Origin of the sequence: Streptomyces sp. NPDC090499 (genome assembly GCF_044769305.1) — a bacterium.
In the GTDB taxonomy this organism is placed as follows: domain Bacteria; phylum Actinomycetota; class Actinomycetes; order Streptomycetales; family Streptomycetaceae; genus Streptomyces.
On record NZ_JBIVXP010000005.1, the window covers coordinates 216,033 to 234,768 of the forward strand.

Consider the following 18,736-nt stretch of genomic DNA (forward strand, 5'->3'; position numbering starts at 1 on the left):
GGAGGTGGCGACATGAGCTTCGTCATCCGGTACGAGGTCGAGATCTCCGCGCCCCTGGCACCCGGCGAGCCCGGACTGCCGGTGACCGTGTCCAACGACGTGCTGGCCGGCTCCTTCGTGCTCGACGCCGACATCACCGTCACGATGACGGAGGGCGCCGCCACCGACACGTTCGAGGTCACGCTCATCAACCTGCCGACGAACGTGATCGCCATGATCCGCGCGGTCCAGGCGCGGACCGCGGTCAACGTCTCCATCCGGCTCGGCTACTTCGACGACCCGTCCACCACGACGGGCGACGCCGGCCGCGTCCTCGTGGGGCGGGTCACCAGGATCTCCGGCACCGTCGGCCAGGACGGCTACGCGCGCACGGTGCTGTACGGGCAGGAGGAGGGCGGTTACCTGCTGCGCAACAGGCCGGTGGCCGTCGGCAGCCCGGCCGGGACGAGCGCGCAGCTGTTCGCCTTCGACCTGCTGAAGAAGGCGGACGTGCCGGTCGCGGCGGGGTCGACCCTGCCGGGAGACCTGAGCGGCTTCACGCTGCGCAGCGGGTCCACCCTGGACGCGCTGCGCACCCTGGCCGAACGGGGCAACGCGCCGCTGGTGGTCCGCGACGGCACGGTCTACCTCGGTGCCGCGGTCGGCGCCGCGAGGGACACGGCACCGGTGGCGCTCGACCCCGACACCAACATCGTGTGGCTGGACAGTTCCTACGGGGAGGACACCGACGGGGCGTTGTCGCCGCCGGTGCGGGCCACCGTGAACCTGGCCGTGCTCGGGCATCCGCGGCTGCGGGTCGGCCAGGTCGCGAAGATCACCGGACTGTCCGGGGTGCCCGACGGCACCCTGCGGCTGACGCGGGTGGTCCACCGGTTCACCACCTCCGGCGGATACACCGCGGAACTCGGCCTGATCGCGGCAGCCGCCGGCGAACGGGCCCAGGTCACCACCGGTGTCCACGTCGTGGTGGACCGCGTGCGGGGCATGGTGGACCGGGCCCGCGACGACCACCCGGCCGTCGACGTCGGCGAGGTCACCGAGTACGCCGCCGGCGCCGGCAAGCACCTCGCGTCCCTGCACTACGCCCAGGTCCCCGACCCCGGAGTGGTCGCGCCCAGCGTGGCCAGCCCCGTCGACACCGGCGCGAGCATGCACGAGAAGCCGATCGCCTCGGTGTTCGCGTTCGACCGCACGGGCCTGGTCGTGCCGGTGTACCCCGGCATGCGCGCCCTCCTCGCCCACAACCGGGGATCCGTCAACGACGCCGTACTGGCCGGGTTCCTCTGGCCGGACAACCCGGCGACCCGGCGCCCGGCCAACGAGCCCGGCGACTACTGGCTGGCGCTGCCCACCGCACTCGGCGACGACGGCCGGCCGACCGGCCCCGGAGCCAACGACCTCACCGACGCGGGCGGCCACCGGATCATCCAGACGACCGGCCTGCACATCGTGGTCGGCAAGGACCTGCTGCCCGAAGTGGGCACCCGTCCCAAGCCGCCGGACGACGACACGATCACCATCGAGCACCACAGCGGTACGACCATCACGGTCGGCGCCGACGGCGCGGTCACCATCAGCACCAAGGACCAGCCGATCCGGCTGACCAACGGCACGGTCGGCCTGGCCCTCGACGGTTCCGCCGTGGCGGTGTCGTGATGGCCGCCGTCCTCACCGCCGCGTCCACGCTCCAATGCCCGCACGGGGCACCGCTGTTGGTCGTGCCCGCCGGACACCTGCTCACCGTGGACGGCCAGCCCGTCCTCACCCGCGCCGACCTGCTCACCGCGACCGTCCCGGCCTGCCCGAACAAACCACCGTGCGGCGCGGTCGCCTCCATCGACACCGGCCTCGCCACGACGCTGACGGTCGGGGGCGAACCGGTGGCACTGGAGACCGCACAGGGACCGACCCTGACGGCCACACCCTGGCGGGTCGTCTCGGCCGGCCAGACGAAACTGGAGGCAACATGACAACGCCGACGTCCCCGGACCCGTTCGGGCGCGGCCTGCGCGTGGACGACGGGGACCTCGTACTCGACGGCGGGGACCTGGCCGAGGTGACCGGCATCGCCAACCTCACCCAGGCGCTGACCCTGCGGGTCCTGACGCCCTTCGGCTCCGACCGGTTCAACACGGGCTACGGCCTGGACGTCACCCGGGCGTTCACCGAACCGAACGGCACCCGCGTCGTCAAGCAGCTCCTGAAGCTGAACCTGGTCGGCACCCTGGGCACGGACCCGCGGGTCAGCGAGGTCAGACAGGTCACCTTCGACGACGACCCCGAACGCCTGGCCGCCGGACCCGGCGCCGTGGCACAGGCGCGCGCCGCCCAGGTCCGCCGCGCGTGGACGGTCGAGGCGGACCTGGAGACGGTGGCCGAGGTTCCGGTCACGCTGCGCGTGAACGTGGAGGTATGACGACCGTGACCGATTACGGGGTGACTGCCGACGGCTTCGTCCTCAAGCCCGTCGACGTGATTCTCAGCGAGTCCTTCGACCGGGCCAGGGCGGCGTTCCCCGGAGCGGACCTGACCAGTACCAGCGCACTGCGCAAGATCCTGGAGACGGCCGCCGCCGAGGACGGCGAGCTGTGGAAACGGCTGGAGGACCTCTACTACGCGAACTTCCTGTCCACGGCGGTCGGTGACGCCCTCGACCTGCTCGGCGAGGACACCGGCCTGGAGCGCGCGCCGCTGGCGAGCACCGGCACGGTCACCGTCACGCTGAACAAGGGGGTGGAGGGCCGGAGTTACGTTCTGCCCCAAGGGGCGATCCTGGTGACCGCCGACCGACCCGGGCTCCCCGCCCAGTCGTTCGGCACGGTGGCGCCGGTCGTGCTCGACAGCCGCGGCACCCCCGCCGCGGACGTCGGCGTGGTGGCGTTCGAGCCGGGACCCGACGGCGACGTCGAAGCTGACAAGATCACCGCCATCGACCCGACGTACCGGTCGATCTACCTGACCGACCTCGGGGCCGCCGACTTCAAGGTGACCAACGCGGCCGCGACGACCGGCGGCACCGAGGAGGAAACGGACGGGACCTACCGAGGCCGGCTGCTCGGGATCGCCCGCAGCCTCTGGACGGTCGAAGCCGTGGCGCAGGCGGCCCAGGGTGTCCGCGGCGTCCTAGACGTCGTCCTGTCCGACCCGCTCGGCGGAGTCGACGTGTCGCAGAGCTACTTCGACCTGTTCCACTTCGACCAGCGGGCGTTCAGCAGCGAACGCCGCGTCGGACAGCCGTACTTCTTCACCGTCGTGGTGGCGCACGACTTCCGCTGGCCGTGGCACACCACCGGCTCCGTGCCCGGCGTCTTCGAGCGGGTCGGCGCGGCGGTCGACGCGGTACGGCCGATCGGCATCCACGCCAACATCGTCGAGGCCGACCACATCGAGGTCGGGGTCCGGGCCACCCTCGTGATCGCGCCCGGCTCGGACGGCGTCGCCCTCCTCTCCGCGGTGCGCCGCCGCCTGGCGACGGACATCGGGGCGCTGCGCCTGGGCGGCGACGTCCTGTACGCGCAGGTGGTCAGCGCGTTCGTCGAACAGCCGGGCGTGCTCGACGTCCAGGGGCTGCATCTGCGCCGGGCACCGGCCGCGTTCGGCCGGATCACCTTCGGCGACGTGCCCTTCCAACGGGTGCTCGCGGAGGGCGCCGTGGGCGAGAACCTGGTCATGGGCCCGACCGAACTGGCGACCTTCGTGGTCGACGGCGAGGCCTTCGACGTGACGGTGGTGACCGGATGACCACCGAGGAGCTCACCCCGGCACCCGAGCTCGCCGCCAGCACGATGGCGCGCCGGCTCACCACACCGTTCGCCCGCGGCGCGGACATCCTCGACCTGCGCCTGCTGCCCTTCGGCAGCTCCCAGGCCGCGGTGGAGAGCTACGACTTCGCCGACCACGAGGCCCGCTTCGGCGTACCGCCCGAGCCCCGCTACGTCCTCGCCACGACCCGGGACATCGACGTAGACATCACGGTGACGATCACCTACCAGGAGCCGGGCGCGCGGACGGTGGACACATCGGTGACGGTACCGGCCGGCACCGTCACCGGCACCTCCTTCCTGCTGGCGGAGCCCGCGACCGCGACCGCCCGGCTGCTCCTGCTCACCATGGGCACGTCACCGTTCGACAACCGGCCCCAGGACTGCTGGACGCTGACCGCACTGCTCGGCACCACGGCCAAGCTGCTGTGGGTGACCGGCGCCGAACGCGACCGGCTGCGGCGGCACGCGGCCACGGCCCTCGCCCAACGGCACCTGCCGTCCGCCCTGGGCCTGAGCCTCGACCTGATCGGCGCCGACCTCGGCGTACCGCGTTTCCCCGCCCTGGCGTACGGCTTCGACACCGACACCGTGGCGCTCTACCACCTCGACGACGACGCCGGGGCCACCCCGCAGGCGGCGGACGCGACCGCCGCGTACCCGGGCCGGACCGCGCACCACGGTGTACTCCAGGGCCCGGTGCAGGTCGGCCTCCCCGGCCGGTACGGGCGGGCGATGGGCTTCCGGTCCGCCGACGCGGTGATCGTGGCCGACACCGACGCCACGTTCGACATCGGCGAGTGGGACGACGCGACCTTCGAGTGCTTCGTCCGCCCCGACCCGGCCCCCGACCCCGATCCGGATCCCGACCCCTGCGCCCACGACGGGCCGGTGCTCGGCCGCCGCCCCGACCCCGGCGAGAAACGGGTCCCGGGCTGGGAGTTCGCGATCGGTGACTTCGGACGCGGGCTCCCGCGCAACGTACGGTTCACGATCGGCGACGGCGACCCGGACCACGACGTGACCCTGTTCGCGGACACCAGCCTGCCGACCGACGGGTTCACGCACATGGCGGCGGTACTCGACCGCACCAGCGGCCGGGTGAAGCTGTTCCTCGACGGACGGCTGCGGGACTGGCGGTTCCTGTACCCGCTCGGCGCGGTGGTGAACACGGCCCCGCTGCGCATCGGCGCGGCCGGCGGCGGCTTCCGCGGGGTCGTCGACGAGGTACGGATCAGTTCCACGCCGCGTTCGGGCTTCGCACCCGCCCTCGGCGAGGACGACGACCACTACCGCCGCCGGCTCGAACTGTTCCGCCGCTGGACCCTGCCGACCCCGGCGAACCTCACCACCCTCCTCAACCGGCTCGCCGGACCGATCGGCGGGCGGCACGACGCGCTGGTGGTCGACGACACGAACGCCACCCTGGTCCGCGGCACCCGGCTCGTGCACATCCGGCCGTACGCCCTGCTGCCCGGCGAGAGCATCGACGCGACCGGACGGCGCCGTACCACCGAGTCGAGCGTGGTGGGCACCGCCGCCCAGGAGGACACCTTCGACCCGGCCTACCTGCTCCGCTACGACCACGCCGGGGTGGACTTCACCCCGGCGCCGGCCCCTGCCGACCCGCACCTGGTCCAGGTCGGGGTCGCCGAGTGTCTCGACCGGCTGGTCACCCTGGCCGGCGCCGAGACCGCACCGCCCGGCCGCCTGCTGGTCGACGCCGCCTACGACCCCCTGGCGGACGACCTGCGGGCAACAGGCCGGGCGGTGCTCCTCTCCCACAGCTCGGTGCCGCCCGGACGCCTCGCGGCACTGGCCCACCGGGCGGGCTTCGACTACGTCACCCACCGGGCCGGAGCGCGGGAGGTCTACGCGGCCACGGCCCAGGGCGACTACTTCAGGATCGACGTCACTCCGGTCGTCTTCACCTCAACTGCCGTCACCCCGAACGAGGTCGGCCCGACGGGCGCTTTCCCGACCGACCTGGACCAGGGCACCACGGTGACCCTGTCCCTGCGTCCCGCGCCCCCCGCGGACGCGTTCGTCAACTGGCTCGTGGTGCCCGGAGGTTCGGGGCGCGGCCTGTTGACGCCGGAGAGCGGGGCCGGGTCCCGGCACCCGACCGCGGCGCTGAACGCCACCGCCCCCGGGCAGTTGATCGTCAAGGCCGACGTGGCCCGGGGCAGACACACCGTCTCGGCGTCGGCGACCCGCACCCTGCGGGTCGGCCTGGCCGGCCTGGACGACGGCGCCACGATCGCCGCGGACGGAACACCCGGCGTGCCCGCGTCGAGCGTGGAGCGCCCGGGAACCTACTTCGACCCGGCGTTCCTCGTCGGCCACAACGACCCCCGGGTCGACTACGGCGGCGACGGCGCCCACCTGATGCAACCGGCCGTGGCCGAACTCCTGGACGCCCTGCTCGCCGAACTGGCACGTAGGTCGGTCACCGGACGGCTCACGGTGACCGCCGGCTTCGACGACGCCGGCGACCCTCCCGACCCGGCCGCCACCGCGGGACGTCGGCTCGTCCTGCGGCACAGCTCCCTGGGCGCCGGAGCGCTGGCCGGACCCGCGTTCGCGGTCGGCTTCGGGTATCTCCGGCGCAGCGGCGACGACTTGGAGGTGCGCCAGGCCCCCGGGCAGCTCGTCGAGGTGCGCGGGCCCGCCGGCGACGAGCAGGGCGCTGTCATCGAACTGGACGAGGGTGCCGTCATCGAGTTGGACGAGGGCACCACCATGGACCTCACCGCGACCCCGCCGCCCGCCGCCCTCGCCGGTCTCGTCGGACAGTTCCCCGGCGAGGGACCGCGCCTGGGCTGGGCGTCGGGGACGTACGACGGCGCCGCGATCACCGTCGCGTCCAGCACTCAGCAGACCGTCACCCTGCGGGCCGACGCGGCCGGAATGGCCTGGGTGCAGGCGAGCTATCTGATCGGCGGGCAGGCGGTCCCGTACACCTTCCAGGTGCGGCTGCGGCCGGAGGCGGACACCCCGGCGACGGTCGTCACCAAGGACCAGCACGACCTGATCATGAACGTCCTCAACGTGCTGCATCCGGTCGGTGTGGAGGTCAACACCGCCGCGCTCCGCGCCCATGTGGTCGAACTCCAGGGTGACCTCTCGCAGGCCAACCCCGACTACACCTACCCGAGGTTCCGCGTCCGCGGCCCACTGCCGCCCCGAGCCAGGAGGCCCGCCGATGGCTGACATCGTGTTCCAACCCACCTTCGTCCACAAGGAGTTCGTGGACGGCCCCGACGGCGACCGGGTCAGGGCCGACGAACCGAACGGATTCAACGCCCGGTTCGCCGCCATCGAGAGCGATCTGGGCCAACTGTCCGGCGTTGTCGCCGAGATCGACGCCGCCGTGGACCGACGCGGCACCGGACCGGCCGGGCATGTGCTCACCCTGGCGCCGCTGCTGCAGGGGGCAGGGGGGGACCTCGCCTGGACAATCACCGCCAGTGGTGCGGCCACGGCGTCGGGCGATGACGTCTTTTACGGACAGATGGAGGTGGCGCTCCCCGACAACGCCCGCCTGACGTCGTTCCGCACGATGGGCCAGGCCGGCAACAACGTGGTGGCGCTGGGCATCTCCCTGTCCCGGGTCAAGATCCCCGGCGGCACTCCGGAGGTACTGGCGTCCGTCGGCGGCGACACGAACCCGTTCGACAGCTCCATGGACGTGGATCCGACGATTGCTGTGACCCAGACCGCGACGTACCGCTACATCATCCAGGCCTCCTTCATAAGTGGTGGTGGCACCACGGTGACTCTCGCCGCCTTCCAGATCGCCTACACGAGCAGCTAGGAGTCGACGTGGCCGACATCAGCTACACCCCGACGTTCCACCATGTCGCCTGGGAGGACCGCAAGGACCGGGTGGAGGCAGCCGGGCCGAACGGGTTCAACATTCGCTTCAACGCGATCGCGAGCGACCTGGGCCAACTGTCCGCCACGGTCACCGACATCGGCGCGGCGATCGACGCGACGAACGCCGCGCCGCCCCCGCAGCCGCAGCGGCTCAGTTTCACACCGACCCTGCGCCCCACCGGACTCCTGTCGGGGGGTGCGTGGAGCTACGACAGGAACGGCGTGGCCCACGCCAACTCCCTCGCCATGACCGGGGTGGCCAACCTCACCCTGCCCCACGGGCTTCGGCTGACCGCGGTACGGGTCGTGGGCGACATGCAGAGAGGTTCCTCCCACGGTGTCGGCGGCGCCATCTCGCTGGCGCGCACACCGATTCGGCTCGTCGTGCCGGCCCCGGCCCCCGAACCGCTGGCGGTCAACGACTCCTTCTCGTCCCTCGGGCCCTTCGACCTCCAGATACCGGTCTCGGCGCCACGCGCCCTGATCGACACCAGCGTCTTCCGCTACGTCCTCACGGCGACCTTCGAGACCGTCCTCTTCGGCAGCATGTCGATCGAGGCCGTCCACCTCACCTTCGCCTCGCCGTCCTGACCGGGAAGGGACACCTGTGACCGACCTCAGCTACACCCCGACGTTCAAGCCCACCGACTGGATCGACAACGTCAGCCGCATCACCGCCGACGGCCCGAACGGCTTCAACGTGCGGTTCGACGCGATCGCGAGCGACCTCCACCAGGCAGCCGCCGTGGTCACCGAGATCGACACCGCGCTCGCCCAGCCCGTCGGCGTACCGACCGGCCAGCAACTGCTCACCCCCGGCCTCGACTTCGTGTCGCTGCCGGGATCGGGCGACGGCTGGCTCTACGACGAGACCGGGGCGGCGTACCCGTCCGTCAGCGGCCCCGACAGCGTCGCGGTGATGGGCCTCAGCCTGCCGGCGAACATCAGACTGGTCTCGTTCCGCGCAGTCGGCCTGTGGTTCGGCAGCCCGGCCGGCTTCAGCATCGTCCTGACCAGGGCCCCGCTGGCGAACGCGAGCGCCGCTCCCGACAAGCTGGCCGAGATCGGTACGGCGACGTCCGCCATCACCAACCCGTACGACATCACCGTGCCCGTCGACGCGGCGTTCGCCGCCGTCGATCCGCAGACGTACCGCTACTGCGTCGTGGCCACGGGTTCGGCCATCCAGGTGGTCGGCGCCACCAGCCTCGCCACCGTCCAGCTCGCCTACACCGCGGGCTGAGCCGGCGCCATGCGGATCGAGTGCCACGTCCCGATCACCCTGCGGATCGTCGGGGTGCCCACCGACGACCAACTGGAGGCGGCAGGACGGGCGTTGACCCGCGCGGTCGCGGCCCGGCTGACCGAGGCCGAACGCCTGCTGGCCGACCGGCACGGCCGGGACTGTGGCACGCCGGTCGACGTGAAGGAGCCGTACGACGCAGACCGGCAGGGCGCCGAGGGGTACGCCGTCCCGTCCTTCGGCGACGGCGGCAAACCGATCGCGGTCCCCGACAGACAGGGCACGTCGGCACCGGCGGGAGCGGAACCGACCAGGACCGGGGCTGCCGAGCCCGCGGCCGCGCCTGCTGCTGAGCCCGTCGCCGCGCCTGCTGCCGAACCCGCGGCCACGCCCGCCGCTGAGCCCGTAGCCGCGCCTGCTGCTGAGCCCGTCGCCGCGCCCGTCGCCGAGCCCGTAGCCACGCCCGCCGCCGAGGCCACGGCCGTTCGCCCTTCCCCGAAGAGCGGTGTCTCGGCCTGGACCCGGGCATGGGCGGTCCGCTTCGGCCTGGACCGGGCGATGTCCGGCGTGGACCAGGCGGTGCCCGCGCCGAGGGTGGCGGCATCCTCGGCCGCCCCCACCGAGGAGGGCACGCCGCCGGCCCCGCACGGTCCGTCGACCACAACGCCGGCACCGGCTCAGGAAACCCACGCGGCGCACCACGACCACGACCCGGCTCCGGTGGACACCGCCCCCCTGCATCCGGACGCACGGGCCTTCCTGGACGACAAGCTGCGCAAGTTCTACGAGCTGATCGGCACCCGGGAGCGCATCAGGCTGAAGCGGAACTCCACCGTCGCCATCGGCCTGGTGACCCTCGACGGTGATCCGCGGCTGGTCTACACGATCGCCGCCAACCGCGGGAGCAAGAAGCTGTTTCAGGCAGCCGAGCAACTGGACCTCGTGTGGTGGACGTACGACACCGGTGTGGAGGGACGGGGAGCGGTCGGAGCGCCCAACGACGCCGAGCAGCTGATGATCGAGTTCGCGCGGGACCATCACGCGACCGTGCACGGCATGGCGGTCTCCCGGCGTCTCTGCGCCGACTGCGCGAGCGTGGTCACCGTCACCGCGCGGGACGGCACCACGAGGACGCGGTACAGCGTCAGCGTGGTCCCCGATCCGATCCCGATACCACGCAAGGCCGCACCCAAGAGCAGGCCGGAGGCGACGACCAAGCCGAAACCCGAGGCAGCGGCAGTGGCGGAGGCAGGGCCGCACGCGGGACCCGACGTGACTGCCGAGGCAAGGCCCGAAGTGGGACCGCAGTCGGAACCCGGCGCAGGACCTGGGACGCCGGCCGGGGCGAGGCCCGAAGCGACGGCCCCGGCAAGCCCCGAGGTGCGATCCGGCGCGACGATCGAGATGCGGGGAGCCCCGGTCGAACCGATCCACAGCCCCGCGAACCTCGATGTGAAGAGCGCTGCCGAGGGCGCCGCCACCATGCTGCTCGCGCTCCAGCTCGGCAGCCTCAGGGGCGCCGAGGAACAGAAGGCGCAGGCCGCGTACGAGGAGTTGTTCGCCCGCGAGATCGGACCCGGACTGGCCCGGGGCAACAGCGTCGGCGTGACCGTGGTGTACGAGGTACCCGACCAGGTCGACATCGCGGCCCACGTGGCAGGGATCGGCGACACCGGCCAGGTGGTCCTGTTCAGGAAGATGTACGTGAGCGGCGAAGCCCCGTACGACCCGGAGAAACCACCGCCCACGGCCTCCACCCCGGCCTCGATGTACGAGAACCTGGCGCCCTCGCTCACGAACGAACCCTGGTACGTGAGCGAGGGGAGGAAGGAGAACCAGCCCACGAAGGGGTTCCACTTCAAGGAGTACTACTTCTCCGTCCAGCCACCCGACCGGAGGGGAAAGCCGCTCCAGGGCCCACGGCGCGGCGGAACGTACCGCCCGCAGGGCTACGTCCTGGTGCGCGGACGCGCCGAGGACGTGGAACTCCGCGGCATGGGCCGACTGCTCTACGTCCCTCCCGCCGGGCACGAGTCCGTCGAGATGTGGGACGTCAACGGCACACAGTACGACTCGCCGTCCGTGGTGCTGCCCGGGGAGTTCCCGCACCGCTGGATCTCCGGAGTCGGAACGGACAAGGCGTACTCCCTTGGCAGCCGTATGGAATACGGCGGACCGGACAAATGGATGATCATCGAGGACGTCACCGGCGAGGACCTCGGTCCGGCACGGCGTGCGGGGAGCACCTGGCGGGCGCGGATCGTCTGGACGAGGAGCTGAACCACCGTGGCGAACCACCACAGCGACGCGGGGACGCGCCGGCGCTACCACCTGCCCACCGACATCACGGTGCCGGACGGCCTGTCGGCGGAGGACGGCCGGCGGCTGCGCACGACGGTCCTGGCCGCGCTCCGAGGCGCTGTGCGCGACGCCGCGCCGGGGGAGACGGTGCCACCGCCGGCGAGCCCGCGACCGCAGCCGCGCGAACGAGTCGCCGGACCCGGCCGCGACAGCTACGCCGTACCGAGTTACGACAGCAACGGCGAAAAGGTCGGCATACCGGTCGCCTCCCCGGCTCCGGCTCCGGCCCCGGCCACCGGCCCCCGACCGTCGCCGCGCGATCCGGCGAACCCGCACAACATCCTTACGGCCGACGAGATGTACGACATCTGGATCGCGTACTGGACGGCCCGTCACAACCGTGCCCACGAGCTCGCCGAGAAGATCAGGGAAGACGTCTGGCGCAGGAATCCCCCCGCCTTCAGCCGCAACTTCGACCGGTTCCAGAACGGACGACGGGACGCGCTCGGGCCCGCGTACGAAGCGGCTGCCAACGACCGGGACTTCTGCACGTTCATGGTCTCCGCGATGCCGGACGTCCTTCGCTGGCTCAACGGCCAGCACTTGCTGGGCAGGCCGGTCACATTCGCTCAGTTGAACAAGGCGGCCTTCGACATGGCTCGGGCCCAGCGGGCCCTGCGGACCTATCTGGAGCCGCTCGCCCTCGCCGCGCTGGCGCTGTCCGTCCCGACGGCCGGGAGCCGGGCCCCCGCGCCCGACGAGATTCCCGCCTCGCCCCGGCTCCCCGCCGCCGAGGTGCCCCCGCCCCCGCCGGGGACACCGTCCGCCCCGGGCGGCTTCCTCGCGTGGACGCGGGGATGGGCGCTGCGGGTCGGGGTGGACCGGGCGATGGTCGGCACGGACACGGCGCTGCCCCCGACCAGAGTGGCGGCGTCCTCGTCCGCGCCCGGCGAAACGAGCCCCTCGCCGACCGCCCCGCCCCGCGTACAGGAGCCGCGCCCGGCGCCACCGGAAGGCACGAGCCCGTCGGCGCCGGACCAGGAACCCGCGACGGCCGTCCGGGCGCCGGAGCCGACCACGTCCGCCGCCCGCCGGTTCGACCTGACCGAGCCCACGCTCACCACCGACCAGGTCTTCGCGCAGATCAGCGACGAGCTGGCCCACCTGCCGACGGCGGCACCGAGCGGCACCGGCCCGGCGGCTGCCGTCGCCGACGCGCGGGCGGCGGGGCTGATCGGTCCCCAGGGCGTGCCGGGCACGGCGGATCTCGCGGTGCAGCGGCACGCGGACGCGTCGGCGGTCCGGGACGCGTACGGGGTGTCGGGCGCACAGATCCAGTCGGCGCACGCCGGCCCGACCTCCTTCCTGCGGGACGTGGACGGCTACAGCCGCCGGAACGCCTTCACCGCGCTGCTCCCCACCTGGGTCCACGCGGCGTTCGACCTGCACTGGAAGAACTGGGCGATGGCCCGGCGCCGGGCCGGTGACACCCGTGTGACGGCCGGGCAGCTGTACGCCGCGATGCTCGGGGCGGTCGACCAGATCCCGCTCCTCGACCAGGCCACCCGGAACACCGTCGCCTGGGTCATCCACCGTGAACTCTTCTACGACCTGGGACTCTCTCCAGGCGACCTCCTGACCCTCCCGTACCCCAACGTGCCGCCCAGCCCGTGACCCGACGGGCAGGCGTCCATGGCCGGTCCGATGAGCGGAACGGCATATGACAGCAGCCGTCCCGCCTCGCCACGCTGGTCGTACCGGACCCGCGCGAACGCCGGTCCGGGCACACGGGGGCCGTTCAACCGGCGGTCGCCACACGGGGAAACGGGGACGGCGATGGCCTGGAACGAACTGACCGCGGAAGCGCGAAGACACGAAGACACGACGGAACAGCCCCCGGGGCTCGCCAGACTGCGTCTGTTCGGCGCCTTCAGGCTGGAGGGCACCGAGGGGGGTATCGCCGTCCCGGCCAACGAGCAGCGGCTGCTGGCCTATCTCGGACTGCACCAGCGCGCGCCCCGGTCGGTGGTCGCCGGGACCCTGTGGCCCGACGTCAGCGAGGAGCACGCGCAGGGCAGCCTCCGTACGACGCTGTGGCGGCTGCGCCGGGTGCGGTACCCGGTGGTCGGCAGCGACGGCGACACCCTGTACCTCGCGGACGGCGTGTCCGTCGACGTCGACGACTTCACCCGGGCCGCCCTGCGCCTGACCGGCTCCGCGCACGATCCGGGCGACGCGCTGCCTCCGCTCGGCCTGCTGGCGAGAGGCGAACTGCTCCCCGGATGGGACGAGGAGTGGATCTGCTCCGAGCGCGAGCGGCTGCGCCAACTCCGCCTGCACGCACTCGAATCGCTGAGCGCCCGGCACGCCCGGAGCGGCTGCTACGCACTCGCGCTGGAGGCCGCCCTCACCTGCGTCGCGATCGAGCCCCTCCGCGAGAGCGCGCACTGCGCGGTGGTGACCGTGCATCTGGCGGAGAGCAATGTCGTCGAGGCGATCCGGCACTACGAGGCGTTCCGGCGGCTGCTCCGTGCGGAGCTGGGCATCGAACCCTCGGCACGCTTCGCCGGCATGATCCCGTACCGCGCCAAGGGCGCTGCCCGTACCCCGTCGCCCTCGGCCGCGACACCCGAGCGGCACGACCGCCCGGAATGACCGGGCCCGGCCCGACGGCGTCGTGTTGATACGGCGGTGACGTCCCGGTCACGCGGTGCCTGCCATCGTTCACCACTCACGCCGTACGACGACCCGAAAGGGGAATGCCGACATGGCCACATGCCGTGGCGTCGACGTCTCCGCATACCAGACAGCCCAGAACTGGACCGCCCGCAAGGCCGAAGGCGTCGTGTTCGCCTTCGCCAAGGCCAGCGAGGGCGAGCACACCCACGACACCCGCTTCGCCCAGCACATCACCGCCGTCATCGGCGCCGGACTCGTCCCCGGCGCCTACCACTTCGGCTGGCCGAACCAGAGCGCCACCACCGAGGCGGCCAACTACGTGGCCGCCGTGAAACCCCACGCCCGGCCCGGCTTCGTGCACTGGCTCGACCTGGAACGCCGGTCCGACGGAGCCAACTACGCGGGCGTCTCCGCGGCCGGGATCCTGTCCTACGCCAGGGCGTGGATCAAAGCGGTCCAGGCCGCGTTCCCCGGCCAGCGAGTCGGCGTCTACACCTCGGGCAGCGACCTGGCCGCCGGTCACGCTCCCGCCGACGCACCGCTGTGGTACCCGGCCTACCCCTGGTCCGGCGCCGCGACCTACGCACAGGCGGAGGCACACGCGCGGCCCGCCCCGGCCGGCCGTACGCCGCTGTTCTGGCAGTTCACCTCGACTCCGCTGGACCGATCCATCTGCTACCTGAGCGAGTCCGCGTTGCGCGCGTGGGCCGCCGGAACGGAGACCGACATGCCGCTCACCGCCGCCGAGATCGTCAGTATCGCCACCGCTTCCGCGAAGGCGGTGCTCACCATGGACGGCTTGATCGCCGCCCCGGCCGACGCCCCCGACGCGAAGACCAACCCTCACTGGCAACTCCAGTCCTACATCAAGGACACCAACCTCCGCCTGCGGGCCGTCCAGGCGACCGAGGCGGCGCAGAGCGCGGCCATCACCCAACTCGCCGCCGCCATAGCGAGGTTCGACAAGACCATCGACCCCGCCGCCCTGGTCTCGTCCATCACCGCGGCCATCGAGGCGGCCGTGGGCAAGGTCGTCGTACACCTCGACACCGCCTCCTGACGGCACCCGGAACCACGAGGCACGGAAAGGACTCTCCCGGTGAACCTCTTTGTCAGCTTCATGCGTACGGTCGTACCGATAGTCGCCGGACTCGTACTGACCCTGCTGGTGCGTATCGGTGTCACCTTCGACTCGGCGGCGGTGGCCAGCGTGGTCACCGCGATCCTGACGGGCGCCTACTACACCCTGTTCCGGCTCCTGGAGACCCTCGCGGTGAAGATCCGGAACCGGCCGCTCGCGGCCGTCGCCGGGATCCTGCTGGGCTGGGCGACTCCGCCGGACTACCCGGACACGGCTGCCGCGGGCACCGCGTGACGCACCGGCGTCCCCGCCCTGCCGGACACGGCGGGGGCGCGTGAGGCCGTCGCGGCGGGTGCTGCGCACGACGTCGCCGGCAGGCGCGGCGTCGGCCCGCCCGCCGCAGGTCGGCAGGCCGCAATCCTGTCGTCCCGACGGTGTGAAGGGTCTTCGCAGGCCAGAGCCTGCGGGGGCCCTCTTCGCGTGTGGGGTGGTCGGCGCCGGACTGGCGGGAATCGAGTGCGGTTTTCGGTCAAAAGATCTCGATAATCGGTCTGTCGGCTTGCAGGTGAGTGGGGGCTGGCAGAGCATCGGGATGCGCCCGGCGGGGAGGCTGGGGGTCAGGGGGAGGGGAATGGCCGAGGGCATTCGGTTCGTCGTGCTCGGGGCCGTACAGGTACTGCGGAACGGGGCGGCCCTCCCCACCAGGTCCCCCCAGCAGCAGGCGCTGCTGGCCGCCCTGCTGCTCAGGTCCGGCCGGGGGGCCTCCGCCCACGAGCTGATCAGCGCGGTCTGGGGCGAGGAACCCCCGGACTCCGCCCTCTCCACGCTGCGAACCTACGCGTGGAGACTGCGGCAGGTCATGGAGGAGGACCGGGCCGCGCCCAAGCTCCTGGTGTCGCTGCGCGACGGCTATCAGCTGACGGTCCCGCCGGCGTCGGTGGACGCGGTGCGCGCCGAGATGCTCGCGGCCGAAGCCCTGCGGGCACGGGACGCCGGCCGGGAGACGGAGTGCGGCAGCCTGCTGAACGAGGCGCTCGGGCTCTGGCGCGGCGAACCCCTGACCGGTGTGCCGGGGCCGTTCGCCGAACAGCAGCGCTCCCGGCTCAGCGCGCTGCGGCTCACCCTGATGGAGCAGAGATTCGAGCACCGCCTCCGGGAGGGGCACCACGCTCTGGTCATCCCGGACCTCATCGCGTTCACCCACGAACACCCGATGCAGGAGAGACCCTACGGTTTCCTGATGCGAGCGCTCTACGCCGCCGGACGCCAGGCCGAGGCGCTGGCGGTGTTCGGCAGGGCGCGCCAGGTGCTCGCCGAGGAACTGGGCATCGACCCCGGCCCGGAACTGACCGGCCTGCACGCCCGGGTCCTCGCCGGCGACCCGCAGCTGATGGGGCCCGCGGCGGGCCGTGCCACGGACACCGCCAGGCCTGCGGCCACGGCCGGCCCGGCCACGGCCGGACCGGCCAGGGTCACGCCGGCCGCGGCCGACGCGGACGAAGCCGCAGGAGCCGCCGAGCCCGCCGAGACGCCCGCGCCCGCCCCGCCCCTGCGGCCGGCCCAGTTACCCGCCGACGCGGCCGACTTCACCGGACGGACGGCCGAGGTCGACGCGCTGTGCAGTGCCCTCACCGACCCCGCCCGGGTGGCCCTGCCCGTCGTCTCCATCAGCGGCATGGGCGGCATCGGCAAGAGCACCCTCGCCCTGCGCGGCGCGCACCGGGCCAAACCCGACTTCCCCGGCGGGCAGCTCTACGCCGACCTGCACGGCAACGGCCTGGAACCCGCCGACCCGGCAGCCGTCCTGGGCAGCTTCCTCACCGCGCTCGGCACCCCCGGACACAGCCTGCCCGCCGCCACCGAGGACCGCGCCCGCCTCTTCCGCACCACCCTCGACGGTCGGCGCATCCTGCTCATGCTGGACAACGCCCGTGACCCCGCCCAGGTCAGACCGCTGCTGCCCGGCTCGGCCGACTGCGGGGTGATCATCACCAGCCGGGGCCGGCTGAGCGGACTGCCCACCATCCTGCAGACCGATCTCGACGTCTTCGACACCGACGAGGCCCTCGCCCTGCTCCGCTCGATCGCCGGAGCGGAGCGGGTCGCGGCGGAACCCGGGGCGGCCGCCGAGCTGGTGGCCCTGTGCGGACACCTGCCGCTCGCCGTGCGGATCGTCGCGTCCCGGCTCGCGGCCCGTCCCCGGTGGCGGATCGAGGCCATGACCGCCCGCCTCGCCGACGAACGGCTGCGCATCGGAGAACTGCGTGCCGGGGACCTGGGCGTGGCCGCGGCCTTCGAACTCGGTTACCGCCAGCTCACGGACGACCAGGCCCGCGCCTTCCGGCTGCTCGCGCCGCTCGCACGGCCCGGCATCGGCATCGAGGCCGCCGCGGTGGTGCTCGAACTGGACGAGTACGAGGCCGAGGAGCTGCTGGAGTCGGTCGTCGACGCGGCCATGCTGGAGGCGCCGCTGCCCGGCCGGTACCGCTATCACGACCTGCTGCGGTCCTTCGCGCTCCAGCTGACGGCCCCCGCCGCGGCCCAGCGCGCCGCCGAGCCGTCCGGCCCGGCGGCGGCCGAGGGCACCGCCGCCCTGGGCCGGCTCCTCGGCCACCTGCTCGATGTGGCCTGTTCGGCCTTCCAGACCATGGTGCCCGGCGATCCGGTCGGCGCCATCCTCGGCGGCGGCGCCCCGTCCGGACACCGCTTCGCCACGCTGGCCGACGCACGTGCCTGGGTGACCTCGGAGTTCGACTGCACCACGAACGCGGTGACCGCCGCCGCCCGGCTCGCGCTCGGCGGCGACACCCCCATGCTGCGCACGGCCACCGATCTGCTGGTCGCGCTCACCCCCTTCGGCCGGGACATCCCGTACGCGCAACTGGCGACGGCGGCCCGGGTGGTCGCTGAGGCCGCCGCGCTGCGGGGCGACGACCAGGCCGAGGGCCGGGCCCGGTTCGTGTGCGGCAACGCCGCGCTGCAGAACACCCAGCTCGCCGAGGCCGAGTCGCAGGCCCGGCTGGCCACCGAGGCCTGCCGGCGGGCCGGCGACACCGTCATCCTGCGGCAGATCCTCAACGACCGCGGCCTGATAGCCCAGTTCCAGCACCGGTACGCCGACGCCGCGGACTCCTACGACCGGGCGATCGAACTCGCCAGGGAACTGGGCCACCGCTCGGGCGAGTTGGTGACCCGGCTGAACGCCGCCCAGGCACGGCTGCGCAGCGGCCGCGCGCACGAGGCCGCCGCCATGTGCGAGGAGGTCCTGGCCGAACTGCGGGACGTGGCGGACCCGCACGGCACCTCCTACGCGTGGTACGTCCACGGCATGGCACTGCACGAACTCGAACGCCACCCGGACGCCGTCGCCAGCTACACCAGGTGCCTGGAGACCTGCACGGCGCTCCGTATCCGGGGCCGCGAGGCGCAGGTCAGGTCCCGGCTCGCGGCGACCTGGCGGGTCATGGGGAAGCCGGACCTCGCGCTGTCCGAGGGCGAGGCGGCCCTGGCCCTGTGCGAGGAACTCGGCGCCGAGCGCGAGAAGGGCAACGCCCTGCTGGTCCTCGGCCGGGCGCTCGCCGACCTCGGCGACCACCCGGCCGCGCTGTCCCGGGCCCGGCAGGCGGTCGCCGTCTTCACCCGCCTGGGACTGCCCGACGCCGACGAGGCGGCGCAGCTGGCGGCACGGCTGCCGGAGGCCCCGCCGGTCCCGTGACAGCGGGAACCCCGCACCGGAGAACGCCCGTTGAACGAACAAGCGGCCCAGCCGAAGACCGGCTGGGCCGCTGACCC

14 protein-coding genes are annotated in these 18,736 nt (G+C 72.9%); all 14 read left to right on the forward strand.

Features of this window, described 5'->3' with window-relative positions:
* The first annotated feature begins 12 nt into the window (after positions 1-12).
* The gene (locus tag ACIQVL_RS20335) at positions 13-1,656 is read left to right on the forward strand and encodes a hypothetical protein (protein WP_403475993.1); all 1,644 of its coding nucleotides are present in this window, start codon (positions 13-15) and stop codon (positions 1,654-1,656) included.
* Positions 1,656-1,970: a hypothetical protein gene (locus tag ACIQVL_RS20340; RefSeq protein ID WP_403439554.1), complete on the forward strand. Its 315-nt coding sequence runs from the start codon at positions 1,656-1,658 to the stop codon at positions 1,968-1,970. The genes ACIQVL_RS20335 and ACIQVL_RS20340 overlap by 1 nt, the downstream gene beginning before the upstream one ends.
* Positions 1,967-2,416, forward strand: coding sequence for a hypothetical protein (locus tag ACIQVL_RS20345; protein WP_403439553.1), 450 nt, complete (start codon positions 1,967-1,969; stop codon positions 2,414-2,416). The genes ACIQVL_RS20340 and ACIQVL_RS20345 overlap by 4 nt, the downstream gene beginning before the upstream one ends.
* Complete coding sequence (locus ACIQVL_RS20350) at positions 2,413-3,741, forward strand: baseplate J/gp47 family protein (RefSeq protein ID WP_403475994.1); 1,329 nt, start codon at positions 2,413-2,415, stop codon at positions 3,739-3,741. Before ACIQVL_RS20345 ends, ACIQVL_RS20350 begins: the two co-directional genes overlap by 4 nt.
* On the forward strand, positions 3,738-6,974 hold the full coding sequence (locus ACIQVL_RS20355; RefSeq protein WP_403475995.1) for a LamG-like jellyroll fold domain-containing protein: 3,237 nt from the start codon (positions 3,738-3,740) through the stop codon (positions 6,972-6,974). Before ACIQVL_RS20350 ends, ACIQVL_RS20355 begins: the two co-directional genes overlap by 4 nt.
* Positions 6,967-7,578, forward strand: coding sequence for a hypothetical protein (locus ACIQVL_RS20360; RefSeq protein ID WP_403475996.1), 612 nt, complete (start codon positions 6,967-6,969; stop codon positions 7,576-7,578). The genes ACIQVL_RS20355 and ACIQVL_RS20360 overlap by 8 nt, the downstream gene beginning before the upstream one ends.
* Before the next feature lie 8 nt (positions 7,579-7,586).
* A complete protein-coding gene (locus tag ACIQVL_RS20365; protein WP_403475997.1) occupies positions 7,587-8,231 on the forward strand; it encodes a hypothetical protein in 645 nt (214 codons plus the stop codon).
* A gap of 16 nt (positions 8,232-8,247) precedes the next feature.
* Positions 8,248-8,883, forward strand: coding sequence for a hypothetical protein (locus ACIQVL_RS20370; RefSeq protein ID WP_403475998.1), 636 nt, complete (start codon positions 8,248-8,250; stop codon positions 8,881-8,883).
* Between the two features lie 9 nt (positions 8,884-8,892).
* Complete coding sequence (locus ACIQVL_RS20375; RefSeq protein ID WP_403475999.1) at positions 8,893-11,163, forward strand: hypothetical protein; 2,271 nt, start codon at positions 8,893-8,895, stop codon at positions 11,161-11,163.
* Between the two features lie 6 nt (positions 11,164-11,169).
* Complete coding sequence (locus ACIQVL_RS20380; protein WP_403439541.1) at positions 11,170-12,858, forward strand: hypothetical protein; 1,689 nt, start codon at positions 11,170-11,172, stop codon at positions 12,856-12,858.
* A gap of 162 nt (positions 12,859-13,020) precedes the next feature.
* The gene (locus tag ACIQVL_RS20385; protein ID WP_403439539.1) at positions 13,021-13,839 is read left to right on the forward strand and encodes a BTAD domain-containing putative transcriptional regulator; all 819 of its coding nucleotides are present in this window, start codon (positions 13,021-13,023) and stop codon (positions 13,837-13,839) included.
* Between the two features lie 112 nt (positions 13,840-13,951).
* Positions 13,952-14,923, forward strand: a complete 972-nt coding sequence (locus ACIQVL_RS20390; protein WP_403439537.1) for a glycoside hydrolase family 25 protein — start codon at positions 13,952-13,954, stop codon at positions 14,921-14,923.
* A 39-nt stretch (positions 14,924-14,962) separates the two neighbouring features.
* Positions 14,963-15,238 carry a hypothetical protein gene (locus ACIQVL_RS20395; protein WP_403439536.1) on the forward strand — a complete coding sequence of 92 codons (276 nt, stop codon included), beginning with the start codon at positions 14,963-14,965 and terminating at the stop codon, positions 15,236-15,238.
* Between the two features lie 337 nt (positions 15,239-15,575).
* Positions 15,576-18,659 carry an AfsR/SARP family transcriptional regulator gene (locus tag ACIQVL_RS20400; RefSeq protein WP_403476000.1) on the forward strand — a complete coding sequence of 1,028 codons (3,084 nt, stop codon included), beginning with the start codon at positions 15,576-15,578 and terminating at the stop codon, positions 18,657-18,659.
* Positions 18,660-18,736: the final 77 nt, after the last annotated feature.